23 protein-coding genes and 1 riboswitch are annotated in these 25,915 nt (G+C 65.7%); of the genes, 10 read left to right on the top strand and 13 right to left on the bottom strand.

Annotated features, from left to right (window positions below; all coding sequences use genetic code 11):
* Window positions 1-42 precede the first annotated feature (42 nt).
* Both P9220_RS00745 and P9220_RS00740 read right to left on the bottom strand, forming a co-directional pair.
* Window positions 43-357: a cell division protein ZapA gene (locus P9220_RS00745; RefSeq protein ID WP_035960522.1), complete on the bottom strand. Its 315-nt coding sequence runs from the start codon at window positions 355-357 to the stop codon at window positions 43-45.
* Entirely contained in the window at window positions 354-749 is a 396-nt protein-coding gene (locus P9220_RS00740; protein WP_309763115.1) for an ATPase, read from the bottom strand. Before P9220_RS00740 ends, P9220_RS00745 begins: the two co-directional genes overlap by 4 nt.
* Before the next feature lie 193 nt (window positions 750-942).
* Window positions 943-1,243: riboswitch (cobalamin riboswitch) on the top strand.
* Window positions 1,244-1,327: 84 nt separating this feature from the next.
* Between P9220_RS00740 and P9220_RS00735 the strand changes: the two genes are divergently transcribed.
* From P9220_RS00735 to cobC, 6 genes are read left to right on the top strand one after another with little or no spacing between them, the layout of a single operon-like run.
* A complete protein-coding gene (locus tag P9220_RS00735) occupies window positions 1,328-3,202 on the top strand; it encodes a TonB-dependent receptor domain-containing protein (RefSeq protein WP_309763114.1) in 1,875 nt (624 codons plus the stop codon).
* A 24-nt stretch (window positions 3,203-3,226) separates the two neighbouring features.
* Window positions 3,227-4,225, top strand: coding sequence for an iron ABC transporter permease (locus P9220_RS00730; RefSeq protein WP_309763113.1), 999 nt, complete (start codon window positions 3,227-3,229; stop codon window positions 4,223-4,225).
* Complete coding sequence (locus P9220_RS00725) at window positions 4,222-4,998, top strand: ABC transporter ATP-binding protein (protein WP_309763112.1); 777 nt, start codon at window positions 4,222-4,224, stop codon at window positions 4,996-4,998. The genes P9220_RS00730 and P9220_RS00725 overlap by 4 nt, the downstream gene beginning before the upstream one ends.
* A 22-nt stretch (window positions 4,999-5,020) precedes the next feature.
* On the top strand, window positions 5,021-6,070 hold the full coding sequence (gene cobT / locus P9220_RS00720) for a nicotinate-nucleotide--dimethylbenzimidazole phosphoribosyltransferase (protein WP_309763111.1): 1,050 nt from the start codon (window positions 5,021-5,023) through the stop codon (window positions 6,068-6,070).
* Complete coding sequence (locus P9220_RS00715) at window positions 6,067-6,828, top strand: adenosylcobinamide-GDP ribazoletransferase (RefSeq protein WP_309763110.1); 762 nt, start codon at window positions 6,067-6,069, stop codon at window positions 6,826-6,828. The genes cobT and P9220_RS00715 overlap by 4 nt, the downstream gene beginning before the upstream one ends.
* Window positions 6,813-7,382, top strand: coding sequence for an alpha-ribazole phosphatase family protein (gene cobC, locus P9220_RS00710; RefSeq protein ID WP_309763109.1), 570 nt, complete (start codon window positions 6,813-6,815; stop codon window positions 7,380-7,382). The genes P9220_RS00715 and cobC overlap by 16 nt, the downstream gene beginning before the upstream one ends.
* Window positions 7,383-7,391: 9 nt before the next feature.
* On the opposite strand, the gene P9220_RS00705 is transcribed toward cobC, so the two are convergent.
* From P9220_RS00705 to cobU, 4 genes are read right to left on the bottom strand one after another with little or no spacing between them, the layout of a single operon-like run.
* On the bottom strand, window positions 7,392-8,273 hold the full coding sequence (locus P9220_RS00705; RefSeq protein WP_309763108.1) for a cobalamin-binding protein: 882 nt from the start codon (window positions 8,271-8,273) through the stop codon (window positions 7,392-7,394).
* Window positions 8,270-9,265 carry a threonine-phosphate decarboxylase CobD gene (cobD, locus tag P9220_RS00700; protein WP_309763107.1) on the bottom strand — a complete coding sequence of 332 codons (996 nt, stop codon included), beginning with the start codon at window positions 9,263-9,265 and terminating at the stop codon, window positions 8,270-8,272. Before cobD ends, P9220_RS00705 begins: the two co-directional genes overlap by 4 nt.
* The gene (gene cbiB / locus P9220_RS00695) at window positions 9,258-10,199 is read right to left on the bottom strand and encodes an adenosylcobinamide-phosphate synthase CbiB (RefSeq protein WP_309763106.1); all 942 of its coding nucleotides are present in this window, start codon (window positions 10,197-10,199) and stop codon (window positions 9,258-9,260) included. Before cbiB ends, cobD begins: the two co-directional genes overlap by 8 nt.
* 4 nt (window positions 10,200-10,203) lie before the next feature.
* The gene (gene cobU, locus P9220_RS00690) at window positions 10,204-10,767 is read right to left on the bottom strand and encodes a bifunctional adenosylcobinamide kinase/adenosylcobinamide-phosphate guanylyltransferase (RefSeq protein WP_309763105.1); all 564 of its coding nucleotides are present in this window, start codon (window positions 10,765-10,767) and stop codon (window positions 10,204-10,206) included.
* A gap of 56 nt (window positions 10,768-10,823) precedes the next feature.
* Between cobU and P9220_RS00685 the strand changes: the two genes are divergently transcribed.
* Window positions 10,824-12,296, top strand: a complete 1,473-nt coding sequence (locus P9220_RS00685) for a cobyric acid synthase (RefSeq protein WP_309763104.1) — start codon at window positions 10,824-10,826, stop codon at window positions 12,294-12,296.
* Between the two features lie 7 nt (window positions 12,297-12,303).
* Here the strand turns inward: P9220_RS00685 and P9220_RS00680 are convergent, their stop codons facing one another.
* On the bottom strand, window positions 12,304-12,720 hold the full coding sequence (locus P9220_RS00680) for a PaaI family thioesterase (RefSeq protein ID WP_309763103.1): 417 nt from the start codon (window positions 12,718-12,720) through the stop codon (window positions 12,304-12,306).
* 185 nt (window positions 12,721-12,905) lie between these two features.
* Here P9220_RS00680 and P9220_RS00675 point away from each other — a divergent pair, with 185 nt between their 5' ends.
* Window positions 12,906-13,532 carry a ParA family protein gene (locus tag P9220_RS00675; protein WP_309763102.1) on the top strand — a complete coding sequence of 209 codons (627 nt, stop codon included), beginning with the start codon at window positions 12,906-12,908 and terminating at the stop codon, window positions 13,530-13,532.
* Between the two features lie 184 nt (window positions 13,533-13,716).
* Here P9220_RS00675 and panD read toward each other — a convergent pair whose 3' ends face one another.
* The 4 genes from panD to P9220_RS00655 all read right to left on the bottom strand — a co-directional run bounded on the left by panD (window position 13,717) and on the right by P9220_RS00655 (window position 16,119).
* Complete coding sequence (panD, locus tag P9220_RS00670; protein WP_309763101.1) at window positions 13,717-14,103, bottom strand: aspartate 1-decarboxylase; 387 nt, start codon at window positions 14,101-14,103, stop codon at window positions 13,717-13,719.
* A gap of 14 nt (window positions 14,104-14,117) precedes the next feature.
* A complete protein-coding gene (panC, locus tag P9220_RS00665) occupies window positions 14,118-14,951 on the bottom strand; it encodes a pantoate--beta-alanine ligase (RefSeq protein ID WP_309763100.1) in 834 nt (277 codons plus the stop codon).
* Window positions 14,952-15,019: 68 nt separating this feature from the next.
* Window positions 15,020-15,847: a ScpA family protein gene (locus P9220_RS00660; protein ID WP_309765328.1), complete on the bottom strand. Its 828-nt coding sequence runs from the start codon at window positions 15,845-15,847 to the stop codon at window positions 15,020-15,022.
* 83 nt (window positions 15,848-15,930) lie between these two features.
* A complete protein-coding gene (locus tag P9220_RS00655) occupies window positions 15,931-16,119 on the bottom strand; it encodes a DUF3460 family protein (protein ID WP_174447191.1) in 189 nt (62 codons plus the stop codon).
* Window positions 16,120-16,517: 398 nt separating this feature from the next.
* On the opposite strand from P9220_RS00655, the gene P9220_RS00650 reads away from it, so the two are divergent.
* Both P9220_RS00650 and P9220_RS00645 read left to right on the top strand, forming a co-directional pair.
* A complete protein-coding gene (locus P9220_RS00650) occupies window positions 16,518-18,338 on the top strand; it encodes an autotransporter assembly complex family protein (RefSeq protein ID WP_404980390.1) in 1,821 nt (606 codons plus the stop codon).
* Between the two features lie 35 nt (window positions 18,339-18,373).
* Entirely contained in the window at window positions 18,374-22,495 is a 4,122-nt protein-coding gene (locus P9220_RS00645; protein WP_309763099.1) for a translocation/assembly module TamB domain-containing protein, read from the top strand.
* 69 nt (window positions 22,496-22,564) lie between these two features.
* Here the strand turns inward: P9220_RS00645 and metG are convergent, their stop codons facing one another.
* Both metG and P9220_RS00635 read right to left on the bottom strand, forming a co-directional pair.
* Window positions 22,565-24,679: a methionine--tRNA ligase gene (gene metG, locus P9220_RS00640; protein WP_404980449.1), complete on the bottom strand. Its 2,115-nt coding sequence runs from the start codon at window positions 24,677-24,679 to the stop codon at window positions 22,565-22,567.
* Between the two features lie 502 nt (window positions 24,680-25,181).
* Window positions 25,182-25,838 carry an OmpA family protein gene (locus P9220_RS00635; protein ID WP_309763097.1) on the bottom strand — a complete coding sequence of 219 codons (657 nt, stop codon included), beginning with the start codon at window positions 25,836-25,838 and terminating at the stop codon, window positions 25,182-25,184.
* Window positions 25,839-25,915: the final 77 nt, after the last annotated feature.

The following is a 25,915-nucleotide window of genomic DNA, read 5'->3' as shown; positions in this document are numbered from 1 at the left end:
GCGAGGGTGATTAGATCAACCCATCATGCAGATAACCTGCACTTACTGCACTTCGTACTGCGCGATGACCGCGCCCAACTGCTGGTTCATCGAGTGCACCGTGCGGCGAATTTCTTCGGCGGGGAAGGCCTCGCCGTGACGCACGCTTTCCTGCAGACGCAGCAATTCGGACGCCAGCGACAGCGCGGCCATCACTGCGATGCGGTCCGTGCCGCGCACGCTGCTTGCATTGCGGATCTTGTTCATTTCCGCATCGACGCGGGCGACCGCTTCGCGCAACGCGGCTTCCGTTTCAGGCGAGCACGCGAGGCGATACGGTTGCCCGAGGATGGATACTTCGATCTGCGTGGTCGTCATGCCTTCTCTCCGTGATGGTGAGCGCCCTGCATCTCTTCCGCATGCGCATGTTCGTGCTGCGCGCCGCGCGATGCGTGCTTTTCGGCTTCGGCGTTGAGAAGGTCCAGTTGATTGTCGCTTTCCGCGTGCTGCGTCTTGCCGCGCGGCAGTTTTTCGAGGATGGCGTTCAAGCGCACCTGAGCGTCGTCGATCTTCGCGGAGAGCGAGTCACGCTCGGCTTGCAATGCGTCGCGCTCGCTTCGCACCTGCACGAGTTCGTCCTGTACGCCCGCGTAGTCGGCGCGCAATTGTTCGAGTTGCGCTTCCAGCGCGAGACGCGCCTGATTGTGGCGCTCGCTGATCTTGATCAGCCGGCCGATGTTTCCTGACAGTGATTCGAGTTCGTTGAGCATGTGCTGCGTCCTCTAAAGACCTGGCATTTTAGCGCGGTTCAAAGCAGCGTCCGATAATTGTCTCGTTTCGAGACGTAACAACCCCGGAACATGCGTGCATCGCCATGCATTCGTGTGTGGAAAGAGCGAGCGTGCGCGTTGATTGCAAGCGGCTGGGACGGCGCGCGTTCTTGACGGCCCCGATGCCCGCTCCTAAACTTGCCGCACTTTTGGTGCTCGCGTCCGCTTCTCTCGCGGATGCAGTCAAACGGGAAACAGGGAGCGAAGTCCACGGCGCATGACCGGGACGCGTCAACCTGTGCTGCCCCCGCAACGGTAAGCGACCGCAACGCAAGTTGCAAGTCGTCCCTCGCACGTTTCTCGCGTCGCATCGCATGGTTCATCGTCATGCGTGCGCCCTGCAGGAAGCGTGTCGACGCCACTGCGCGCCATGCGCGGGAAGGCGGGACGAAGCGTCGCCAGCCCGGATACCGGCCAATCGTCCAGCGCGTCCATGTCATGACGACCGGCGCGCGCGTCGCGCACAGACCTCGCGGGGAGCGGGGCACGCGCCAGCCCCGAACTGGAAGTCTTCACGCATGGTTCCATCTCCGTCCGGCACGAGGCGTCGCGCCGTTTGCGTTGCGGCGTGCGCCGCGTTCAGCGTGCTGCCGGTGCAATCCGCGCATGCCGATGCCGCCGATGCCGCCGCCCAAACACTCGCGCCCGTCGTCGTGACCGCGACGCGCAGCCCGCAGCCGCTCGCCGATTCGCTTCCGCAGACATCGCTCTTCGACCAGCAGGACATCGCCGACACCAACGCCGACGATGTGCTCGGCCTCATCGCGCTCGCGCCCGGCGTGCAGATCACCCGCAACGGCGGGCCAGGCGCGAATTCGGGCGTGTACATACGCGGCGCGGCGTCGTCGCAATCGCTCGTGCTGATCGACGGCGTGCGCGTGGAGTCGGTATCGCTCGGCGCGGCGCAGTTGTCGCAGCTAATGCTCGATCAGACCGATCGCGTCGAAGTCGTGAACGGCAATGTATCGGCGCTGTATGGATCGAATGCGATCGGCGGCGTCGTGCAGATCTTCACGAAAGAGGGCGATGCACACCCGCCGCGCTTCCACTTCGAAGCCGAGTACGGCAGCTATCACACGCAGCGTCAGTCGGCGGGCGTCGACGGCGCGCTCGACGCCGATGGCCGCACCACGTTCAGCCTCAACGTGTCCCGCGAAAAGACCGACGGCTTCTCGTCGATCGATCCCGCGCTTGCGCCCAATGCCAACCCGAACGCGAACGGCTATCTCAACGAAAGCGTCGCGGCGACGCTGCGCCACAAGTTCACCGACAAGTGGGACGCGGGCGTGCGCTTTTTGCAAGCGAACGGCGTCGACAGCTTCGACGATGCCTACGGCTCGCCGACCGACATCAACAAGACGCACGACCGCGTGCGCTCGGCGTCGGTGTTCGCGAACGGCAAGCTGACCGACCGCTGGACCACGCACTTCACGATGGCGCAGGGGCAGGACCGCGCGAACATCGAGCAGAACGGCGTCTATACGAGCCGATTCAACTCGGAGACGCATCAGTACCTCTGGCAGAACGACTTCAGGCTCGCCGATGCCCACAAGCTGCTGTTCGGCTACGAGCATCTCGATCAATCGCTCGATTCGGATCAGCTGAGCGCGCCGGACCGTCACGTGAATTCGGTGTTCGCGGGTTACGTGGGGCGCTTCGGCTCGAGCGAGGTTCAGGCGAACGTGCGTCACGACCAGTATTCCGATTTCGGCGGCGCGAACAGCTACTATCTCGGCTACGCCTACAGGTTCGATGCCCACTGGCGCGCGAGCGCGAGCTATGCGGTGTCGTTCCGCGCCCCGAGCTTCGATGACCTCTACTATCCGTTCAGCGGCAATGCGTCGATTCAACCGGAGCGCAGCCATTCGGTCGAAGCGGCGTTGCAGTACGCATCGGACAAAGTGGGCGTGCTGCGCGTGACGGCATTCCAGACGCGCTATTCGAATCTGATCGATTACGTATCGGATGGCAGCGGCTTCTATATCGCGCAGAACGTGGGGCGCGCGAAAGTGCAGGGCGTCGAGGGATCGTGGGCGGGGCATGTGGGCGCAACGGATCTACGCGCCGGTGTCACGTTCCAGAATCCCGTCGACGAGACGAATCACGAAGAGCTGACGCGACGTGCGCGGCGCTTCGCATCGCTGTCGGCGCATCGATCGATCGGACGATGGCGCGTGGGCGGCGAGTGGATCGTGAGCGGCGCGCGCAGCGATTACGATTCGACGCTTGCAGGCTACGGCGTGGTCAATCTGTCCGCGCGCTATGACATCACGAAGTCGTGGTACGTGAGCGCGCGCATCGACAATCTGTTCGACCGGGACTATGAACTCGCTTACTCGTACAACACGCCGCGACGCGGCGCGTATATCACACTCGGATGGCATCCGTCGTGAGCATGACGCCGTCATCGAGACGCGATGAACGCTAGCCGCGCCGCCGTCATCTGGCTCGCGCTCGGCGCGATGGCGCTCGTCATGCTCGTGGCGTCGCTTGCGCTCGGCAGCGTGAATCTGCCGATGTCGCGTGCAATCGCCGCGCTGCTGCACGCGCATTCCGCCACGCCCGATATCGCCGATGACATCGTCCTTACGTTACGTTTGCCGCGCGCTTTGGCTGGCTTTGCATCGGGCGCGCTGCTGGCGCTCGCCGGTGCGCTGCTGCAAGTGCTGCTGCGTAATCCGCTCGCGGAGCCGTACGTGCTCGGCGTATCCGGCGGCGCGGCGACCTTCGCGCTTGCCGCGATGCTCGCGTCGATGCCGTGGTGGGGCGTCGACCTTGCCGCGTGCATCGGCGCGTTCGTGTCGATCGTGCTGGTGCTCGGCCTTGCGCGCAGGCATCTGTGGCACGGCGAGCAGGACGCATCACCGAGGCTGTTGCTGACCGGCGTGGTGATCGCGGCGGGATGGGGCGCGCTCATCACGCTGATACTCAGCGTTGCGCCGGAGAACCGGCTGCGCGGCATGCTTTTCTGGCTCACCGGCGACCTCAACGGCGCAGCCACGCCCTGGCCCGCGATGATCGCGCTCGTCGTGGCGCTTGCCACGATCGTGCCCGTCGCGCCGCAACTGAACGTGCTGCTGCGTGGCGATGCGGCCGCGCGCGCGCTCGGCGTGCCCGTCGAACGATTGCGCCTGCGCGTGTATCTCGTGGCGTCGCTTGCGGCCGCGGCCGCAGTGACGACGGCGGGGACCATCGGCTTCGTCGGGCTCGTCGTGCCGCATCTCTTGCGGCTTGCATGCGGCAACGATCAGCGCATGCTCGTGCCCGCCGCGCCGCTGGCCGGTGGGCTCGCCGTGATGAGCGCCGATCTCGCCGCGCGCACCGTCATCGCGCCGGGGCAGTTGCCGGTGGGCGTGGTGACGGCGCTCGTCGGCGTGCCGATGTTCCTGTGGATGCTCTTGCGCCGCCCGCGATGAACACGCTCCGCATCGACAAGCTCACGCTCCGCGCTGGCGACCGCACACTGGTCGATGAACTGAGCGCGACCATCGCGGCGGGCGAAGTGTGGTGCATCGCGGGGCCGAACGGCGCGGGCAAGACGACGCTCATCGGCGTGCTCGCGGGACTCGCGAAACCGGCGGCGGGCGGCGTATCGCTCGATGGCCGCGCACTCAAACAATGGCGCGCGGCGGACCTCGCACGGCATCGCGCGCTGATGCCGCAAAGCACGCACGACGCGTTCAGCGCGACTGTGCTCGACACCGTGCTGCTCAACCGTTTTCCGTATCTCACCGGCTGGGGCTGGGAAAGCGACGACGACCGCGCCGCCGCCCACGCCGCGCTCGATGCGCTCGGCCTCGCCGCATTCGCATCGCGCGACGTGCTGACGCTGTCGGGCGGCGAACGGCAGCGCGTCGCGCTCGCCGCCGTGCTGTGTCAGCACGCGCCGCTGCTTTTGCTCGACGAACCGCTCGCGCATCTGGACCTGCATCATCAGATCGATTGCCTGCATGCGCTCGCGAAAGCCGCACGCGATGAACGCCGCGCGGTCGTGCTCTCGTGCCACGATCTGAACCTCGCGCGCCGTTTCGCCACGCATGCGCTGTTGCTCGACGGCAAGGGTGGCGCGTATGCGGGCCGCGTCGCCGATGTCCTGACGGCCGAGCGCGCGAGCGCCGCGTTCGGCTATCCGCTCGTGCTGATCCGCGATGGCGGGCATGAGGCGCTCGTGCCTCGCTTTCCCATTTGATCATTTCACCAAGGAACAGCCCATGTCCATACCGATGCCCCGCGCGCTCGATCGCGCCATCGAAGCCGACCTGCGCCGCATCATCGACATGAAGACGAAGCCGCCGGGCAGCCTGGGGCGGCTCGAATCGCTGGCGCTGCAGATGGGCCTGATACAGGGCGCGACGAAGCCGCGCGTCGAACGTCCCGCGATGATCGTCTTCGCGGGCGATCACGGCATCGCGGCGGAAGGCGTGAGTCCGTATCCGCAGGAAGTGACGGCGCAGATGGTCGCGAATTTTCTGAGCGGAGGCGCGGCGATCAATGCGCTCTCGCGTTCCGTCGGCATGACGCTCGAAATCGTCGATGCGGGCGTTGCGACGCCGATACCCATCGATCAGGGATACGAACGATTGTCGCTCGGCCCCGGCACCCGCAACTTCGCACGCGAAGCGGCGATGTCGCGCGACACGGCGCTGGAAGGCATCGCGCGGGGCGCGGCGCGCGTGCGGCATCACGCGTCGCTCGGCACGAACGTGATCGGCTTCGGCGAGATGGGCATCGCGAATACATCGGCGGCGGCGTGCCTGATGAGCCGGTTGTGCGCGTTGCCGATCGACGATTGCGTCGGACGCGGCACCGGTCTCGACGATCGAGGGCTCGCGCATAAACGCGACGTGCTGGCCCGCGCGCTCGCGTCGCGCGAATCGAGCGGCGATGCGATCGATACGCTCGCCACTTTCGGCGGCTTCGAGATTGCGATGATGACGGGCGCGTATCTCGCTGCAGCCGAGGCGCGCATGACGGTGCTCGTCGACGGCTTCATCGCGAGTTCGGCGCTGCTCGTCGCGTCGAAGATCGCGCCGGAGGTGCTCGACTATTGCGTGTTCGCGCACGCATCGGACGAGGCGGGGCATCGGCGCATGCTGGCGCATTTCAGTGCCGCGCCGCTCCTGCAACTCGACCTGCGTCTCGGCGAAGGCACGGGCGCGGCGCTCGCGTTGCCGATCCTGCGCGCGGCCGTCGCGTTCGTCGACGAGATGGCGAGCTTCGATTCGGCGGGCGTATCGAACAAGCAAGACGCGCAGCCATGAGCCGCGCGCTCGACGAGCTGCGCTACTTCTTCACCGCGCTCGGCTACTTCACACGCGTGCCGGTGCCACGCTGGGTCGGGTTCGATCCCGGTTATCTGAACGCGGCGGCGCGCTACTTTCCGCTCGTCGGCGCGATGGTCGGCGGCGTCGCGGCCCTCGTTTATCTCGCGGCGCTGCACGTGTTTCCGGCGGGCGTGGCGGTGTTGCTGTCGATGGCCACGACGCTCGTGCTGACCGGCGCGTTCCACGAAGACGGCCTCGCCGATTGCGCCGATGCCTTCGGCGGCGGCTACACGCGCGACGACGTGTTGCGCATCATGCACGATTCGCGCATCGGCGCGTTTGGGGCGATTGCGCTCGTCATCGCGCTGGCGCTCAAGTGGCAGGCGCTGGCCGCCTTGCCGCCGATGCGCGCCGCGACGCTGATGGTCGCCGCGCATGCCGCGAGCCGCGCGTTCGCGATCAGCTATCTCGTGACGCTCGACTACGTGCGCGCCGAAGGCAAGGCGAAGCCGGTCGCGCAGCGCATGAGCGCGATGCCGTTCGCGCTGGCAATGGCGTTCGGCTTGCCGTGGCTTTTCACGTTCGGCTGGAAGTTCGCCTTCCTGACGATCGTCGCTCTCGCATCGATACGTTTCATCGCAGGACGCTACTTCGTGCGGCGCATCGGCGGCTATACGGGCGATTGCCTGGGCTTCGCGCAGCAGGTGTTCGAAATCGCGATCTATCTCATCGGGCTCGCATGGATCTCGTACTGATACGTCATCCCGCTGTCGATATCGACGCGGGCGTGTGCTACGGCCAGACCGACGCGCCGCTTCTTCGCGATGCGAACGAAACGGCGGGCGGCTTGCTTGCGCGGATGCGTGCGCTGAACGTGCCCGATTGCATCGACGGATGGCATTCGAGTCCGTTGCGCCGATGCGCGTCGCTGGCGCATGCGCTCGGATCGGCCAGCATCGATGCGCGTCTCGCCGAGATGCATTTCGGCGCGTGGGAAGGCTGCGCGTGGAACGACATCGATCGCGCGATGATCGATGCGTGGGCCGCCGATCTCGAACATGCGCGTCCGCATGGCGGCGAAAGTCTCGCGCAGTTCAGCGCGCGCGTGACCGACTGGTTCGACGACGCATCCGCCGATGCTTCGCGCACCATGCACGTCGTCGCCCATGCGGGCGTCATGCGTGTTCTCGCGGCGCGCTTGCTGCGGCTCGACCATGCGAACGTGCTGCAGTGGGCGCTCGATTTCGAAGGGATCGTGTGGCTTCGCCGTATGGATGCGGGGTGGATCGTCGTGCGATGGAACGCCTGAGCGTCGCCGTCAGCGCTTCCTTCGCGCAACATCCAGATCGCGACAAAGCTCCGCCGCACCGAGCGCGATGCGCGGCGTCGGTCGATTGATGACGTCGCCATCGATGCCGAACAGATTGCCGCGCGCCACCGCGGTCATCGACGTCCAGCGCTTCCATCGATCCAGCGCCGGCAGCGCGCGATCCGGCTTCGTGGCGCCGGGCGTCGCGGTGACGATGGCTTCCGGGTTGGCCGCGAGCACGGCTTCGGTCGATATCGTCGGCACGCGCGGCGCTTCGGCTGCGAACACGTTCTCGCCGCCGCACAAGCCGATGACTTCGCTGAGCACGTTGTCGCGATTGAGCGTCATCAGCGGATCGTCCCAGACCTGATAGAAGACGCGCACCGGCGGCAGCGCGGCGTACTTCGCACGCAGTTGCGCGATGTTGCGTGTGAAGGCCGTCGATGCGGCACGCGCGTGCTCTTGCGTGCCGAGCAGTGCGCCGAGCTTGTCGATGCTCGCGGCGATATCGTCGAGACGCTTCGGCTCGCTGAAATAGAGCGGAATGCCGAGCGCTTTGAGGCGATCCATCTGACGCGCGGCATTGCCATGCCGCCACACGACGATCAGGTCGGGATGCAGCGCGACGATGCGTTCGAGATCGAGCGCCTTGTTGTCGCCGACGCGCGGGATCGCCTGCGCTTCCTTCGGGTAATCGCTGTAACTCACCGTGCCGACGATGCGCGCGCCGCCGCCCGCCGCGAACAGCAATTCGGTGACGTGCGGCGCGAGGCTTACCACTCGCGTCGCCGGAGCGGGGAGGGTGACGGGCGCGCCGGTGTCGTCGGTGACGGTGATCGCGGCCTGAGCGTGCATCGCGACGAAGAGGGCGACGAGCGCGACGAACCTCATGCGCGAATCTCCGCGAGTGCGCGTTCGAGCCGCGCCCAGTCGCCTTCGCTGCCGGCCAAGCCGATGCGAAGGCTCGTCGTCATTCCCGGTCGGTCGAACAGACGCGTCCAGATACCGCGCATCGCCAGTTCATGTTGCAGCGAAGGTGCGCGCGGCGTCGGCGTCCACGTAAAGAGCGGCGTCGCGCGCACGTCGAAGCCATGACGCGCGATGAGGGCGGCGAGACGCGCGCCATCGCGTTTCAGGCGGTCGCGGGTTTCGTGCTGCCATGCATGGTCGGCGAACGCCGCGATCGTCGCATGACGCGCCGGGCCGCCGACGGTCCACGCGCCGAGCGCATCGCGCAACGCACCGGTCATGGCGGGCGCGGCGAGCACGAAGCCCGCGCGGATGCCCGCGAGCCCGAAGAACTTGCCCACGGAGCGCAGCACGACGAGCCCGTCGCGCGCCGTCTCGGCGGCAAGCGATGCATCCGGGTCCACGTCGGCGAAGGCTTCATCGACGATCAGCGTTCCGCCGCGCGATGCAAGTTGCGCGTGCCAGCGCATCAGCGTTTCGCGTGAAAGGCGGTCAGCGGTCGGATTGTTCGGATTCCCGATGATCACGTGATCGAGCGTCGCCGGTAGATCGGCGCACGTGATGTCGAACGTGTCGATGGAATGCCCCGCGCGCGCGAACGCCGGCGCGTATTCGCCGTAAGCCAGCGGCGCGACGCCCGCGACGCCGCGCGTGAGTATCTGAGGCAATGCGCGGATCGCCGCCTGCGATCCGGCTACCGGCAGCGCGTGCGGCGCGCCATAGTAACGCGCGGCGCAATCGGCGAGGCCGTCGTCGTCTTCGGGCAGGCGCCGCCATGCGTCGGGCGGCACGGGCGGCACCGGATACCCGCGCGGATTGATGCCCGTCGACAGGTCGAGCCAGTCGTCGAGTGCGATTGCGTAGCGGCGCGCGGCTTCGCGCAGATTGCCGCCGTGGAGGATTGCATCAGCCATTCGTCGTCACACTGAAAACCGCAAGCACGAGCAGCACCGCGAGCCACAACATCATGGAACGATCGACGAGGCGCAATGCGGCCACCACATCGCGTGGCGTTGCATCGTGGCCCGCGCCGAGCGTCGGCCGGGCTTCGAGCACGCCGTGATACACCGCCGCGCCGCCGATCAGCACGTTGAGGCTGCCCGCGCCCGACGCCATCACCGGGCCCGCGTTCGGGCTGTCCCAGGAGCGCGCCTGCGTTCGCCAGCAATGCCACGCCATGCGCGTATCGCCGGTGAGCGCGTAGGTCGCCGCCGTCAGCCGCGCGGGAATGAAGTTGAGCACGTCGTCGAAGCGCGCGGCCGCCCAGCCGAAGCGCAGATAACGCGGCGTGCGATAGCCCCACATCGCATCGAGCGTGTTCGCGAGACGAAACGCGAGCGCGCCGGGGCCGCCCGCTATCGCGAACCAGAACAGCGCGCCGAAGATCGCATCGTTGCCGTTCTCCAATGCCGATTCGACGGCCGCACGCGAGAGCGCGTTTTCATCGGCGTGCGAGGTATCGCGGGACACGATGCGCGATGTCAGCGTGCGCGCGCCGTCGATATCGCCGAAACTCAGCGCGCGGGCGATCGGCGCGATATGCTCGCGCAAGCTCTTGGCGCCGAGCGCGAACCACAGCAGCAGGACGTGGACGAGGCATGCATACGTGAACGGCAGCACGCTCACCAGCATCCACGCGATCACGACAGGCGGCGCGACCGCCGCGAACCACGCGACGATTCCTGCCGGCCGTGCGCGATGCCCCGTATTCATGCGCGCTTCGATTCTTGCGGCGAGCGTGCCGAAGCCGACGAGTGGATGCCGCCTGCGCGGTTCGCCGAATATGCGATCCACGATCACGCCGAGCACCGCGAGCAGCGCCATCGCGTAGACGGAGAGCAGCAGCATCGCGTCAGCCCTTGAGCGCGAGCGGCAGGCCCGCGACCATCAACACGGCGTGCGTGCTCGCGGCGGCGACGCGCTGATTCAGGCGGCCGAGCTCGTCGACATAAAGACGCGTCACCGAGCCGAGCGGCACGACGCCGAGCCCGATCTCGTTGCTGACGACAATGACCTTGCCGCGTACATCGGCGAGCGCGCGGTCGAAGGCATCGAAGGCTTGCGTCGCTTCGCAGGAAAGCGCGGCGGTTTCGTCGTGCGTGGCTTCGGGCGGGCAAAGCAGATTGGCGAGCCATAACGTGAGGCAATCGATCAGCACGCAGTGTCCCGCGTGGTCCGCTTCGCGCAATGCGCCCGCGAGGTCGAGCGGCGCTTCGACGAGCGTCCAGTGCGCGGGCCGCCGCTCGCGATGATGCCGCACGCGTTCGGCGAATTCGGCATCGCCGATGCGCGCGGTCGCAATGTAGGTGACGGGCAGGCCGCTTTCATCGGCGAGACGTTCGGCATAGGCGCTCTTGCCCGAACGGGCGCCGCCGAGGATGAACGTGAGGTCGCGAGTGAAGACATTGGAGGTCATCGCAATATTGTAGCGGCGGGATAAGATGGCGGGCTGCGCTTACCAGGAACTTCCCGATGCCATTTACGCCCCGCGGCACGCTGATGATTCAGGGCACCACGTCCGATGCCGGCAAGAGCACGCTCGTCGCGGGCCTCTGCCGCCTCGCGCGGCGAAACGGCGTGAAGGTCGCACCGTTCAAGCCGCAGAACATGGCGCTCAACAGCGCGGTGACGGTCGATGGCGGCGAGATTGGCCGCGCGCAGGCCCTGCAGGCGATCGCGGCGGGCGTGCCCGCGCGGATCGACTTCAATCCTGTGCTGCTGAAGCCGACGAGCGATCGCGGCGCGCAGGTCATCATTCACGGCCACGCGCACGCCAATCTCGATGCCCGCGCGTATCACGAGTACAAGCGCACTGCCTTCGATGCCGTGCTCGCATCCTATGCGCGGCTGCAAGCCGAGTTCGATGCGGTCATCGTCGAAGGCGCGGGCAGTCCCGCCGAGATCAATCTGCGCGATCGCGATATCGCCAACATGGGCTTCGCGGAACATGTCGATTGCCCGGTCGTGCTGGTTGCGGATATCGATCGCGGCGGCGTGTTCGCGCATCTCGTCGGCACGCTCGCGTGCCTGTCGGAGAGCGAGCGGGCGCGCGTCGAGGGCTTCGTCATCAACCGGTTTCGCGGCGATCTCTCGTTGCTTAAGCCGGGCCTCGACTGGCTGGAAGCACAGACGGGCAAGCCGGTGCTCGGCGTGCTGCCGTACCTGCACGGCCTCACGCTCGATGCCGAGGACATGCTGCCGCGCGATGCTCACGCACGCGGCGACCGGCCGGCGCTGAAGGTGATCGTGCCGGCGTTGCCGCGTATCAGCAATCACACGGACTTCGATGCGTTGCGGGCGCATCCTCAGGTCGATTTCGAGTATGTGCGCGGGGGTGTCGCGCCGCCGGCGGCGGATCTGATCGTCCTGCCGGGATCGAAGAACGTGCAGCGCGATCTTGCGTGGCTGCGCGAGAACGGCTGGGATCGGGCGATCGCACGGCATCTTCGATATGGCGGCAAGGTGCTAGGCATCTGCGGCGGCATGCAGATGCTCGGGCGCGAGATAGACGATCCGGATGGCATCGAGGGCGCGGCGGGGTGTGTCGATGGACTCGGCTTGCTCGATCTTCATACCGTGCTGACGCCGCATAAACAACTGGAAAACGTGACGGGGCGGCTCGCGATCGGCGGCGCGCAGGCAAGCGTGCGCGGCTACGAGATTCACATGGGACGCACGCGTGGCGCTGCGCTGGACAATCCCGCCGTCATGCTGGACGGCGGACGGGGCGACGGCGGGATTTCATCCGACGGACAAGTCGCCGCGACGTATCTGCACGGCCTTTTCGATACGCCCGAAGCGTGCGCCGCGCTGCTCGCGTGGGCGGGGGTGGAGGACGCCGCGCCGTTGGATTATCCGGCGCTGCGGGAGGCATCGCTCGAGCGGCTCGCGGATTCGTTCGCGCAGGCGCTCGATCTCGATGCATTGATGGCGGCGTTCGGGTGAGCCTTCGTCAATAAAGAATCATCTGCGTACACCGAAACATCGCGATCAGCTTGCCGTCGCCGTTCGTCACCGTCGCATCCCAGACGTGCGTGCTGCGCCCGAGATGCACGGCGCTCGCCTTCGCGACGATCTTTCCGTCGCGCGCCGTCGACACATGGTTGCTCTTGAGTTCGAGCGTCGTGAAGTTCTGCGCCTTGTCCGGCAGATGCGCGATGCACGCGTAGCCGCAGCATGTATCCGCGAGACCGACGACCGTCGCCGCGTGCAGAAAGCCGTTCGGCGCGAGCAGTTCCGGCCGGATCACGAGTTCGCCGGTGAGCGCGCCTTCATCGAGCGACAGAAGCTGCACGCCGAGCAGATCGGGCAGGCGGCCTTTCTGGCGGTTGCGCAGGAAATCGAGCGTGACATCGGGGCGAAGCGGCATGGGCGTGGTCCGTCGAAGTGTGATGAATGGCGCGTGCGACGTGACCTGGCCGTTCGGCCAGCGTGCCGCGCGCGCCGGTTTTGCCGATAATATCAACGGCTCGAATCATGCATCCGTTCTATAACGACGAAATCGTGCGCGTCGTCTTGCGATAACGCCGCGCCGGACAAACTCCAGGACCTTTCATGACCGTGATCGTGGTGGCAAATCCGAAGGGCGGCGTCGGCAAGAGCACGCTCGCAACCAACCTCGCAGGTTACTTCGCGGCGAACGGCGAATGGGTCGCGCTCGCCGATCTCGACAAGCAGCGCTCCGCCCATGCGTGGCTTTCGCTGCGCGTCGATACGCTGCCGAAGATCGAAGAATGGGGCGTCGATGTCGATGCCCCCGCGAAGCCGCCGAAAGGTCTGGAAAAAGCCATCGTGGATACGCCGGCCGGCGTGCATGGCAATCGGCTCGCGCTCGCGCTGCAACTGGCCGACAAGGTCATCGTGCCGCTGCAGCCATCGATGTTCGACATTCTGGCCACGCAGGACTTCCTGACGAAGCTGGCGAAGGAAAAAGCGGTGCGCAAGGGCGCGATCCAGGTCGGCGTGGTCGGCATGCGGGTGGATGCGCGCACGCGATCGGCGGAGCAGTTGCATCGTTTCGTCGACGGGCTCGATCTGCCGGTGCTGGGTTATCTGCGCGATACGCAGAACTATGTGCAGCTCGCGGCGCACGGCCTCACGCTGTGGGACGTGGCCAAGAGCCGGGTCGAGAAGGATCTGGAGCAGTGGCAGCCGATCGTCGAGTGGGCGCAGGGGAGGTAGGCGTGCCGTTCCCGGTGCGCTGCGCCTGCGGCAGTGAGGTTTCGGACTCGCACGGGCCGTTGCTGTGCGATCTTCTGCGTGGACGTTTCGTTCCCGAGCGGAAACGAGGAATGTGGCCTCGCCATGAAAAAACCGGCGCTCCCCAAAGAGAAGCGCCGGCCTCGACTACAACTCGGTCTGGAGATTACGTCCAGCTCTGCGCCGGCACATGATCCCGGCTGCCCTTGATCCGGTTCTCGCCATCGACGAACACGAGGTTCGGCTTCCAGCCCGCCTTGATCTCTTCCTCATCGACCGAAGCGAACGCCGCGATGATCACCAGATCGCCGAGTTGCGCGCGCCGCGCCGCCGATCCGTTCAGCGAAATCATGCCGCTGCCGCGCTCGCCCTTGATCGCGTACGTCGTGAGCCGCTCGCCGTTGTTCACGTTCCAGATGTCGATTTGCTCGTTCTCCAGCAGATTCGCCGCTTCGAGCAGGTCCTCGTCGATGGCGCACGAGCCTTCGTAATGCAGCTCGCAGTGCGTGACCGTCGCGCGATGAATCTTCGATTTGAGCATGGTGCGTTGCATGTTGCAGACTTCCTTCAGATTTCCAGATTGTCGATGAGGCGCGTGTTGCCCAGTTTCGCCGCTGCCAGCACGACGAGCGGCGCGTTCGCATCCGCTTCGCCCGGCGCGAGCAGGTCGACGCGCTTGCGCACGCTGATGTAATCGGGCTTCCAGCCGCGTTCGGCGAGCGCGTTCATCGCGTCGCGCTCCAGTGCGGCGATATCGCGATTGCCAGACAGCACGCCTTCGCGCACGCGGTTCAGTTGCAGCGCGAGCTGCGGCGCTTCGGCACGCTCGTCCGCCGACAAAAAGCGATTGCGCGACGACAGCGCGAGGCCGTCTTCGTCGCGCACGGTCTCGGCCGCGATGATTTCCGTCGGCAGCGCGAACTGGTGGCACATCTGCCGCACGATCATCAACTGCTGGTAGTCCTTCTTGCCGAACACCGCGACGCGCGGCTGCACGCACGACATCAGCTTCATCACGACCGTGCACACGCCCTGGAAGAAGCCGGGGCGGAACTCGCCTTCGAGAATGTCGCCGAGGTTGTGCGGCGGATGCACGCGATACTGCTGCGGCTCCGGATACATATCGGTTTCCGTCGGCGCGAACAGCACGTACACGTTTTCGCTTTGCAGCTTCTCGATATCGTCCAGCAGCGTGCGCGGATATTTGTCGAAGTCTTCGTTCGGACCGAATTGCAGCCGGTTGACGAAGATGCTCGCGACGACCGGATCGCCGTGCTGCCGCGCGAGACGCATCAGCGAGAGATGGCCTTCGTGAAGGTTGCCCATCGTCGGGACGAAGGCGGTGCGGTTCTGGCCGCGCAACTGGTCGCGCAGTTCGTGAATGGAGCTGATGACTTTCATCGAGCGGGTGTCTCCTGGCGGGCGGCGGTTGACCGGCCGCCCCAAGGCAAGTAAGGAAAGGGCGGCTTCTAGGCGGGAGAGTACGCCAGTCTCACGTAGATCGGCGCATAAGGCTCGGCCTGCGTGATTTCGATCAGTGATTCACGCGACAGCTCCAGCATGGCGATGAAGTTCACCACGACGACGGGCACGCCGCGCGAAGTATCGAAGAGTTCGCTGAACTCCATGAAGCGCGCGTTCTGCAGGCGGCGCAGGATCACGCTCATGTGCTCGCGCACCGAGAGTTCCTCGCGCGAAATCTTGTGATGCTGCACGAGCTTGGCGCGCTTGATGACATCGGCCCAGGCGGCGCGCAGGTCGTTCATGTCGACGTCGGGGAAGCGCTGTTCCGTCGACTGCTCGATATACACGTCCGCGCGGAGGAAGTCGCGGCCCAGTTGCGGCAACTGGTCGATGCGCTGCGCCGCGAGTTTCATCTGCTCGTATTCGAGCAGCCGCCGCACGAGTTCGGCGCGCGGGTCTTCGGCGTCCTCGCCGGTGTCCGCTTTCTTGACCGGCAGCAGCATCCGCGACTTGATCTCGATGAGCATCGCCGCCATCAGCAGATACTCCGACGCCAGTTCGAGATTCGACTGGCGAATCTGGTCGACATAGCCGAGGTATTGCGCGGTGACATCCGCCATCGGAATGTCGAGTACGTTGAAGTTCTGCTTGCGGATCAGGTACAGCAAGAGGTCGAGCGGGCCTTCGAACGCTTCGAGAAAGACTTCGAGCGCATCGGGCGGAATGTACAGATCGGTCGGCAGCTTCCAGAGCGGCTCGCCGTAGAGATGCGCGAACGCGACGCCGTCGATGGTGTCGGGCGTCGAATCGGTCGCGGGGGCGGCGAGCGCCACGTCGCGCGAATTCCGGGCGTCGTCGCGCGCGTCGCCGCGCGGCTCGACGTGCGGCGGTTGCGGCTCGTGGCCGGCGCTCACGTTCAGAAGTTCTGGTAGTAGACGTAAGGCGTCTGCTTCACGCGCGACGTCTGCTGGCGGTCGCGCTCATCGAGGTCGATCGGCTGCTTGTCCCACAGCAGCGCGCGCCCGCGGCGCTGTTCTTCTTCCAGCGACGGCTTCTGCGTTTTCAACTGATTGATGAACTGGGTGATGTCCGACTGGTACATGATCCGGCTTCCGTGGGTTCGATGCGGTTCGTTGGATGGCGGCGCTTCGCCGTGCCGTGCCGCCGCGTTGCCCTGCGGGACAGGCGGGACAGCGGGCACGACGGGCCGCAAGTTCGCCGCGATTTTACCGCAAGCACTGGCCGCGTCGCGCATATCGGGGGGCTCGTGCCGGCGCATGTCACGCATGCGCGTGCTAATCGGCGGGAACCGGGCGGGGCGCCGGCCGTCCAACGGCGCACGGTCCGCGCGCCGCTGCCGCATTTTTACCGCGATGGGGCGTAGCGGTGTGGTGAAATAGCGCTCGCGCGCCGTGCTGCGCCGTTTGCACGCGAACAGACGAAAAGCGCATGGCGGACCCGCTTCGCCTTTCTATCTATTTTTTCCGATGCCGGAGGTCGCGTTTGGCGGGGCGTTCGTTTGATCTGGTGTGTGCGGTGCGCGGCGCGGCCGCGAAGCTGCACGCGATGAACCCGGCCGCCGGCGATCGCCCGGCTCCGGCGCTGACGGCGCTCGCCGCGCTTGTCCTCTTCGCGATCGCGTCCCCCGCGTTCGCGAAATACGACGTGGACATCGACGCGCCGCGCAACGTCAAGAAACTGCTGAGCGAGCACCTCGATCTTGCGCGCTTCGCAAAGCGCGACGATATCAGCGACGACCAGTTCCAGTTCCTCGTCACCGCGACGCCGAAAGACGTGCGCGATCTCGTCGCGACCGAGGGCTATTTCACGCCGGTGGTACGCACCGACGTCACCACGGCCGACGACAAGCGCTCGGTCAAGGTCAGCGTCGATCCGGGCCCGCAGACGCAAGTCGCCTCCGTCGACCTGAAATTCACCGGCGCGGTGACGACCGAAGACCGCAAGCAGGAAAACGCCGCGCGCTTCGCTTTCGCGATCAAGGAGGGCGACCCGTTCACGCAGGGCGCCTGGGACGACGCGAAGAACGCCGCGCTGAAGGCGCTGCAATCGCGCCGCTATCTGGGCGCCCGGATCGTCCGCTCGCAGGCGCGCATCAATCCGCGCACGCATATCGCGGATCTGTCCGTCACCTTCGACAGCGGTCCGACCTTCACCTTCGGCAAGCTCGACATCAGCGGGACGAAGCGCTATCCGCAGAAAATCATCGAGAACGTGAATCCGATCAACGAAGGCGATATCTACGACATCGCCCGCGTGACGGAACTGCAGCGGCAAGTGCAGAACACGCCGTATTACGCGAGTGTCGCGATCGACGCCGACAACGACGTCACGAAGCCGATCGAAACGCCGCTGCACGTGAAAGTCAGCGAGTATCCGTATCACAGCGTGCGCTACGGCGTCGGGTACGCGACGGACACGGGCTTCCACATCCAGGGCGCGTACAGCTACCTGAACACGTTCGGCGCGGCGTATCCGTTCACCATCTCCGGCCGGCTCGACCAGACGCAGCAATACGGCCGCGTGCAACTGGCGATGCCGCCGGATTCGCACGGCTGGGTCAACGCGATCTTCGGCTCCTACACGATCACCGACGTGTCGGATACGAACATCTACAGCGCGCGCGTCGGCGTGCAGCGTTCGCGCTCGACGCAGAACATCGACACGACGTACTCGCTGACGTTCTACAACGATCGCCTGACGCAGAACGAGCCGAATCCGTCGACGGCGCGCGCGCTCGTGCCGGCGTGGACGTGGGTGCGCCGCGACGTCGACGATCCGCTGTTTCCCCGGCGCGGCAACGTCGTTCGCGCGGAGGCGAGTTTCGCGGTGAAGGGCGCGCTGACCGATCAGACTTTCGCGCGCCTCTACACCAACATGCAGCAATACCTGCCGCTCGGCCGCAACGATCTGCTCGTGTTCCGCGCGGAATTCGGCGGCGTCTTCACGAGCGGGCCGTCGAGCGGCATACCGGCGTCGCTGCTGTTTCGCGCGGGCGGCGCGAATTCGGTGCGCGGCTACAGTTATCTGAGCATCGGGCATAACGTGTCGGGATCGATTCTGCCGACGAAGTACATGGTGACCGGCAGCAGCGAATATCAGCACTGGTTCACGCACGACTGGGGCGGCGCGGTGTTCTTCGATATCGGCACCGCGACCGATACCTGGGGCGAGCGCGTGTTCCAGCCGGGCGTCGGCGTCGGCGCGCGGTGGCGCAGCCCGGTCGGGCCGGTCAACGTGGATGTTGCGTATGGACTCAAGAACAAGAGCATCAAGCCGTATCTGACGCTCGGCATCGCTTTCTGAGCGATGCATCGACGACATTTTCGAAAAGCGAAGGCATGACGGACGCGAGCAACGAGACGAACGAAAGCAACGACGGCAAAGAAGCGCCGGAAACGCCGAAAAAGCCGCAACGCCCGCGCGGCATGCGGCGCTTTTTGCGCTGGATCGGCGCGCTCGTGCTCGTCGTCGTGCTGATCGTCGTGCTCGCACTCGGGACCGTGCTATTGGCGCTGACGACCGATCGCGGCACGCGCTACGCCTGGGACGCGGCGACCTCGCTGCTCGGCGGGCGGCTGACCGGAAAACTGGACGGCGGCGCGATCGCCAGCGGCCTGCAATTGCGCGATGTGCGCTGGAAGGACGGCAAGGGCACGGATATCGCCGTCGATAGCGTCTCGGGCCGCTGGGCGCTCACGCGCGATCCGCTGCGCTTCACCATCGATTATCTGCATATCGGAACCATCGACGCGCGCATCGCGCCATCGAACGAGCCGAGCAGGAAGACCGAACTGCCGCGCGATCTGCGCTTGCCGATTCAGCTCGCCGTTCGCGATCTGAGCGTCGCGAAACTGCGGCTGCATCAGGGCGCGACGACGACCGAATTCTCCGGCCTGCTCTTCAACGGGCGCAGCGACGGCCAGCATCACGAGGCCGCTGTCCAGCGGCTCACGACGCCGTTCGGATCGGTGACGGCCGCCGCCAAACTCGACGGCGGCGCGCGCCCGTTCCCGCTTTCCGGCGACGCGACCTACGCCGGCCGGGTCAACGACGAAGCGGTGCAGGTCGGCGCGCGGCTGTCGGGATCGCTGGAAGACCTGATCGCCGACGTCGATGCCAGCGGCATGAAGCTCGCGGGCCGCGCGCACGTCGAAGCGACGCCGTTCGCCGACGTGCCGCTCAAGCTCGCAATCGTCACGGCCGATCACATCAATCCGCAGGCGATCAGCGCGGGCGCGCCCGCCGCCGACCTCGCCGTGCGCGCCGAAGTGAAGCCGGTGCAAGGGGCGAAGAAGTTCGTCGTGAGCGGCCCGGTGTCGATCGTCAATGCGAAGCCCGGTTCCATCGACAAGAAATTGCTGCCGCTCATCGACGCGCGCGCGAACGTGCGGCTCGACGCATCGGCGCAAAGCGTCATGGACCTGAACGTGCGGCTGCTGAAAGACGCGAGCATCGCGGGCGGCGGCGCGATTTCGGCCGGCCACGGACGCTTCGACCTGAAAGTGGCGAAGCTCGATCTCAACGCGATCGAACCGAGCGTGCGCCCGACGGACTTCGCGGGGCCGGTCGGCGTCGTGCTCGCGGGCGACACGCAAACCGTGACCGTCGACCTGAACGATCCGAAAGCAGCCATCCGCGCCCAGGCCAAGATCAGGCTCGACGCGAAGCAGACCACGCTCGACGACGTGAAGCTGATGGTCGGCAAGGGACGCGTCGAGGCGAGCGGCGTGCTCAAGAAAGATGTCAATTCGAGCTACGACCTGAAGGCGAAGTTCGTCGACTTCAACCCGCTCTTGCTCCAGCAGCAATTAATCGCGCAAAAGCCCGCTGCGAAAAAGACGGCGACACCGCCGCGCCCGATCGAAGCGCGCGTGAACGGCACGCTTGCCGCATCGGGCGTGCTCGCGCCGACGCTCACGACCAAAGCCACCTTCAGGCTCGGCGACAGCATGTACGACAACCTGCCGCTCACCGGCGAGGGCACGGTGCAGATCGCGGGCACGCGCGTGCTGCCGAGCACCGCGAAGCTGTCGGTGGCGGGCAACGACGCCGAGCTGAACGGCAGCTTCGGTGCGCCCGGCGACCGTTTGCGGTTTCGCATCGACGCGCCGCAACTGGAGCGCCTCGGCTTCGGGATCGCGGGGACGGTGAAGGCGGACGGCGATCTGACCGGCTCGATGGCGCATCCGAACGTCGCGGCGAACTATCAGGCCGATGGCGTCGTGTTCGGCGCAAATCGCCTGGGCCATGCGGAAGGCCGCGCCGATATCCGCGACGGCGCGAACGGCGCGCTGGTCTTCACGCTGAAGGCGCGCGATGCGAGCACATCGGGCATCGAAGTCGCCACGCTCGACGCGAACCTGAACGGCACGCGCATGCAGCACACGCTCGGCGTGACCGCGACCGGCAAGGTGCAGGGCCAGCCGGTCAACCTCACGCTCGGGGCAAACGGCAAGTTCACCGACGCCGCCGACGGTCCGCACTGGGACGGCGCGATCACGAAGCTCACGAACAAGGGCACGCCGTCGGTGAATCTGGAGTCGCCGTTGTCGGTGAGTTACGGGCCGCAGCGTATCGTGCTCGGGGCGACGCGGCTCGTCGCGGAAGGCACGTCGCTAAATCTGAAGTCGTTCGCGCTGGAAGGCGGGCGCATCCAGTCGGCCGGCACGCTCACGAATCTCTCGGTGCCGCGCCTGCTGGAAGTGCGGCGGCAGATGACGGGCGAGGAATCGTCGATCCGGACCGACCTGATTTTCGACGGCAACTGGGATTTCTCGCTCGGCGCGACGGCCACGGGCTACGCGCAGATCAAGCGGCGCGGCGGCGACGTGACGATCGACGGCACGCGCGGCGTGGCTGCGCTCGGCATATCGGACATCGTGGCGCGCGCCGATTTCACGAGCGGCAACCGCCTCAACGCGACGCTCCATGCGCAGGCGAGCCGCATCGGCGCCATCGATGCCAACGTGCACACGACGCTCGTCCCGCGCGACGGCATGCTGACCGTGGCCGACGAAGCGCCGCTCTCCGGCGCCATCGACGCGAACGTGCCAGAACTGCGCACGACCGGCGGCCTGCTCGGCGCGAACTATCTGCTCGGCGGCAAGCTCGGGCTGAAGCTGACGATCGCGGGCATCGTCGCAAAGCCGAGTCTGTCGGGATCGCTGACCGGCGACAATATTTCCGCGACGGTCGTCGATCAGGGCGTGCAACTGAAGGACGGCATCATCCGGATCGCGCTGTCCGAGAATCTCGTCGATTTCCGGCAAGTCGAGTTCCACGGCGCGAGCGGCGTGCTCCGCGCGACCGGCAAGGTGCGGCTCGACCAGCAGGAGCCCGATCTGACGGCGAGCATCATTGCGGACAAGCTGGAACTGTTCGCTTCGCCCGATCGCGAGCTCATGCTGTCGGGCAGCGCGAGCATCGCGAATGCGGGATTGCAGGGCGGTATGGCGATCAACGGCAAATTCACCGTCGATCACGCGCTTTTCGACTTGCCGGAAAGCTCCGCGCCCGCGCTCGGCGATGACGTGGTCATCGTGCGTCCCGACGGCACCGTGAAGGGCGAGAACACGAAGCAGCAGGCCGTCGCGGCAACCGAAAAGCCGGTCGGGCCGTTCACGCCGCGCGCCAATATCGATATCAACCTGGGTCAGCGTTTCCGCTTCAAGGGCGCGGGCGCGGACCTCGGGCTCGCGGGCACCATCACCGCGACGAGCGCGCCGAACATGCCGCTGCGTGCGATCGGCAACGTGCGCGTCACGCCCGGTTCCACGTACACCGCGTTCGGTCGCAAGCTCGGCATCGAGAACGGCTTCTTCACGTTCAACGGGCCGGTGGCCAATCCGGGCATCAACATTCTGGCGATGCGGCGCAATCAGGAAATCGAAGCGGGCGTGCAGGTGACGGGCACGGTGCAGTCGCCGGTGGCGAAGCTGATCTCGGAGCCGAACGTGCCTGACAACGAAAAGCTCTCGTGGCTGCTGTTCGGACACGGCACCGATCAGGGGAACAACATCGGCCAGCAGAGCGCGATGACGAGCGCGCTGGCGCTGCTCGGCAGCCGCGGCGGGGCGAAGATCGCGCAGACCGTCGGCCTCGACGAGTTCACGGTCGGATCGAGCGAAGTGGGGCTGACGGACCCGCAGGTCGTGCTGTTGTCGAAGGCGATCAACGAGCGTCTCGTGCTTGGGTACGAGCAGGGCTTGCAGTCGGCGCAGAACGCTGTGAAGGCCACGCTCGCGTTGTCGCGGTTCTGGTCTACGACGGTGTATGGCGGCACGTATCAGGGCATCGACCTGTCGTACACGCGGCGCTTCAATTCGTGGGCGCGCTTGCTGTCGATGGCGTCGGCGCCCTCCGGTCCGGCGGTGCAGCCATCGGCGGCTTCGGGCGCATCGGGGGTGTCGGCGCCGTTCGGGGCTTCGTCGGCGGTAGAGTCGGATTCGTCGGGGGACTGAAGGCGACGCACTAAGCAAAAGGGCACGCGACTGTCCGGCGCGTGCCCTTTGTTTTTCAGCCGGTGCGCCTTACTTCACGCGCATCCCCGGCTTTGCGCCGCCGTGCGGCTCGAGGATGTAGAGGCCGGGTTCGGCTTTCTCGTCGGCGGCGGAGGCCGCGAGCACCATGCCTTCCGACAGGCCGAACTTCATCTTGCGCGGCGCGAGATTGGCGACCATCACCGTCAGCTTGCCGATCAGATCCTGCGGCTGATACGCCGACTTGATGCCGGAAAACACGTTGCGCGTCTTTTCCTCGCCGACGTCGAGCGTCAGTTGCAGCAGCTTGTCCGAGCCTTCGACGGCCTTGCAATCGACGATCTTCGCGATGCGCAGATCGACCTTCGCGAAGTCGTCGATGGAAATGACGCCGGACTCTTCGCTCTTCGTCTCTTTCTTCGCGACGGTTTTCGGCGCTGCCGCTGCCGCTTCCGTCGTCGATTGCAGCGATTCGCGATTCGCCGCGAGCAACGCCTCGATCTGCTTCGGATCGACGCGCGTCGTCAGGTGCTTGTACGCATTGATCGCGCTCGCCGACGACAACGGCTTCGTTGCATCGGCCCAGACGAGCGGCGCGATGCCGAGGAACGCCTCGACGGATTCGATCAGCTTCGGCAACACCGGCTTGAGCGCAAGCGACAGCAGGCGGAACGCTTCGAGACTCACGCTGCAGGTTTCGTGCAGCGCGGCGGCGTTCGCCGGGTCCTTCGCCTGTTCCCAGGGCTTGGCGGAATCGACGTAGTGATTGACGGCGTCGGCGAGTTCCATAGTCGTGCGCAGCGCGCGGCCGTATTCGCGCGATTCGTAAAAACTGGCGATTTGCGGGATCGCGCCGCGCAGTTGCGCGATGAGCGGATGCTGCATCGCGCGGTCTTCCACGCGGCCGTCGAAACGCTTGATGAGGAAGCCCGCCGCGCGGCTCGCGATGTTCACGTATTTGCCGACGAGATCGCTGTTCACGCGCGCCTGGAAGTCCTCGAGGTTCAGGTCGATGTCCTCCATCGTGCTGTTCAGCTTCGCGGCGAAGTAATAGCGCAGCCATTCCGGATTGAGTCCGGTGTCGATCACGCTCTGCGCGGTGATGAACGTGCCGCGCGACTTCGACATCTTCGCGCCGTCGACGGTCAGGAAGCCGTGCGCGAACACGTTCGTCGGCGTGCGATGGCCGGAGAACTGGAGCATCGCGGGCCAGAAGAGCGTGTGGAAATACAGGATGTCCTTGCCGATGAAGTGATACTGCTCAACCTTCGACTCCGGCTTGACCCACGCATCGAAATCGATGCCGATGCGATCGGCCAGATTCTTGAAGCTCGCGTAATAACCGACGGGGGCATCGACCCAGACGTAGAAGTACTTGCCCGGCGCGCCCGGAATTTCGAAGCCGAAGTACGGTGCGTCGCGGGAGATGTCCCAGTCGGCGAGCTTCGCATCGCCCTTGTCGCCGAGCCATTCGCGCATCTTGTTGGTGGCTTCCGGCTGCGCGAGACCGCCGACCCAGCCGCGCAGGAAGTCTTCGCAGCGCGGATCGGACAGGCGGAAAAAGTAATGCGTCGATGTCTTGCGGATGGGCGTCGCGCCCGAAACGACCGAATACGGATTGACGAGTTCGGTCGGCTGATAGGTCGAGCCGCAGACTTCGCAGTTGTCGCCGTACTGGTCTTTCGCACCGCACTTCGGACACTCGCCCTTGATGAAGCGGTCCGGCAGGAACATTTCCTTGACCGGGTCGTAGGCCTGCTCGATGTCGCGTGCCTCGATCAGGCCGGCTTCCTGCAGGGCGGTGTAGATCGAATTGCAGAGCACGCGGTTTTCGTCGGCATCGGTCGAATAGTAGTTGTCGAACGAAATGCCGAAGCTGTCGAAGTCGCGCTTGTGCTCTTTCCAGACGCGCTCGATCAGCGCCTTCGGCGTGATGCCTTCCTTTTCGGCGCGCAGCATGATCGGCGTGCCGTGGGTATCGTCGGCGCCGACGTAATAGACCTCGTGGCCATGCATTCGCAGCGTCCGAACCCAGATATCCGTCTGAATGTACTCGACCATATGGCCGATGTGAATCTGACCGTTCGCGTACGGCAGCGCGGACGTGACGAGGATCTGGCGGCGGCCGTCGGTGGCGGCGGACGCGGCGGTGGCAGTGGCGGAAATCGGTGCTGACATAGAGGCGCGGCCCGGAGGGAATTGCTTCGGATTGTGGAAAAAGCGGATTTTCGATTTTAGCAGGGCGGGGAAGCGAGGCGGGGCGGGACTGCGGGGGCGAGAAAACCGCTGCTGGAGCGCAACAACGAAATGCAGCACTTGAGTTGTGTTTTTCGCTTAGCGCCATACGACTCATGGCCTGCGTCTCGGCGATTCGGTCGCTGAAGCGATGGAGGCAGATTCTCGATCACTCGGCAAACGGCTCTGTATCTCCGTCGCCTGATGATCCGATCGACGCGCAGGCAAAAGCGCGCGCACAAAAAAAACCGGGGTCCATCTGGGCCCCGGAGCAACAACGACAAGAGGAGAATGGCAGGCGATGGTCCAGCCACCCACCTACCGTAACAACAGACAAGCGCCGCGCCGGCAAGTTTCAACTTTTTTTCAGGCGCATTCGGCGGGATGACGCCCAAGTGCGCCCGCCCGTCCGTTTCCCCTTCAATTCAGAGACTTACTGCACCTGACCCGGCTGCGCGGTCGCGCGCAGATAGATCTCCACGCGACGATTCTGCGCGCGGCCGGCTTCCGTCGAATTGTCGGCGATCGGCTGGTTCTGGCCCATGCCCTGCGCCGACAGACGCTGCGCCGGAACGCCGTGCGTCGAAATGTACGAAGCGACGCTTTGCGCGCGGTTTTGCGACAGCGTCTGGTTATAGGCAGCCGTGCCGGTGTTATCCGTATGGCCGACGACGCTCGCGATCAGTTCAGGATGCTGCTGCAACGTTTGCGTGACGGAGTTCAGCACGGGATCGAACGACGGCTTGATCGCGTAGCTGTTGGTGTCGAACGAGATCGAATTCGGGATGTTGACCTTGAGCGAGCCGTCCTGCTGCTCGGTCACTTGCGTGCCGGTGCCCTTCGAATCGCCGGAAATCTTGTTGCGAATCGCCTGCCAGTTGTAGCCGGTGATGCCGCCGACCGCCGCGCCCGTCGCCGCGCCGATCGCCGCGCCCTTGCCGCCGCCGAAAATCGCGCCGATGCCAGCGCCCGTGGCCGCACCGACGCCCGTGCCGACGGCGGTATTCGTGCCTTGCTGCGATGCGCAGCCGGCAACCAGCGCGCCGACGACGGCGAAAACGGACAGGCGGGTCAACAACTTCGTATTCATCTTGATCTCCTTTGATTCGAAAGCGGTTCGGCGACACGCGCCGACAATGCGAAAGGGTCTTCGGACGGGCTTTCGGA

Source organism: Caballeronia sp. LZ016 (assembly GCF_031450805.1).
Taxonomy (GTDB): domain Bacteria; phylum Pseudomonadota; class Gammaproteobacteria; order Burkholderiales; family Burkholderiaceae; genus Caballeronia.
This window is presented reverse-complemented; position numbering and strand designations above follow the sequence as displayed.

Coding starts and splice junctions, on each gene's coding strand:
- P9220_RS00745 (WP_035960522.1), bottom strand. CDS start 357: ATGACGACCACGCAGATCGAAGTATCCATCCTCGGGCAACCGTATCGC.
- P9220_RS00740 (WP_309763115.1), bottom strand. CDS start 749: ATGCTCAACGAACTCGAATCACTGTCAGGAAACATCGGCCGGCTGATC.
- P9220_RS00735 (WP_309763114.1), top strand. CDS start 1,328: ATGGTTCCATCTCCGTCCGGCACGAGGCGTCGCGCCGTTTGCGTTGCG.
- P9220_RS00730 (WP_309763113.1), top strand. CDS start 3,227: ATGAACGCTAGCCGCGCCGCCGTCATCTGGCTCGCGCTCGGCGCGATG.
- P9220_RS00725 (WP_309763112.1), top strand. CDS start 4,222: ATGAACACGCTCCGCATCGACAAGCTCACGCTCCGCGCTGGCGACCGC.
- cobT (WP_309763111.1), top strand. CDS start 5,021: ATGTCCATACCGATGCCCCGCGCGCTCGATCGCGCCATCGAAGCCGAC.
- P9220_RS00715 (WP_309763110.1), top strand. CDS start 6,067: ATGAGCCGCGCGCTCGACGAGCTGCGCTACTTCTTCACCGCGCTCGGC.
- cobC (WP_309763109.1), top strand. CDS start 6,813: ATGGATCTCGTACTGATACGTCATCCCGCTGTCGATATCGACGCGGGC.
- P9220_RS00705 (WP_309763108.1), bottom strand. CDS start 8,273: ATGAGGTTCGTCGCGCTCGTCGCCCTCTTCGTCGCGATGCACGCTCAG.
- cobD (WP_309763107.1), bottom strand. CDS start 9,265: ATGGCTGATGCAATCCTCCACGGCGGCAATCTGCGCGAAGCCGCGCGC.
- cbiB (WP_309763106.1), bottom strand. CDS start 10,199: ATGCTGCTGCTCTCCGTCTACGCGATGGCGCTGCTCGCGGTGCTCGGC.
- cobU (WP_309763105.1), bottom strand. CDS start 10,767: ATGACCTCCAATGTCTTCACTCGCGACCTCACGTTCATCCTCGGCGGC.
- P9220_RS00685 (WP_309763104.1), top strand. CDS start 10,824: ATGCCATTTACGCCCCGCGGCACGCTGATGATTCAGGGCACCACGTCC.
- P9220_RS00680 (WP_309763103.1), bottom strand. CDS start 12,720: ATGCCGCTTCGCCCCGATGTCACGCTCGATTTCCTGCGCAACCGCCAG.
- P9220_RS00675 (WP_309763102.1), top strand. CDS start 12,906: ATGACCGTGATCGTGGTGGCAAATCCGAAGGGCGGCGTCGGCAAGAGC.
- panD (WP_309763101.1), bottom strand. CDS start 14,103: ATGCAACGCACCATGCTCAAATCGAAGATTCATCGCGCGACGGTCACG.
- panC (WP_309763100.1), bottom strand. CDS start 14,951: ATGAAAGTCATCAGCTCCATTCACGAACTGCGCGACCAGTTGCGCGGC.
- P9220_RS00645 (WP_309763099.1), top strand. CDS start 18,374: ATGACGGACGCGAGCAACGAGACGAACGAAAGCAACGACGGCAAAGAA.
- P9220_RS00635 (WP_309763097.1), bottom strand. CDS start 25,838: ATGAATACGAAGTTGTTGACCCGCCTGTCCGTTTTCGCCGTCGTCGGC.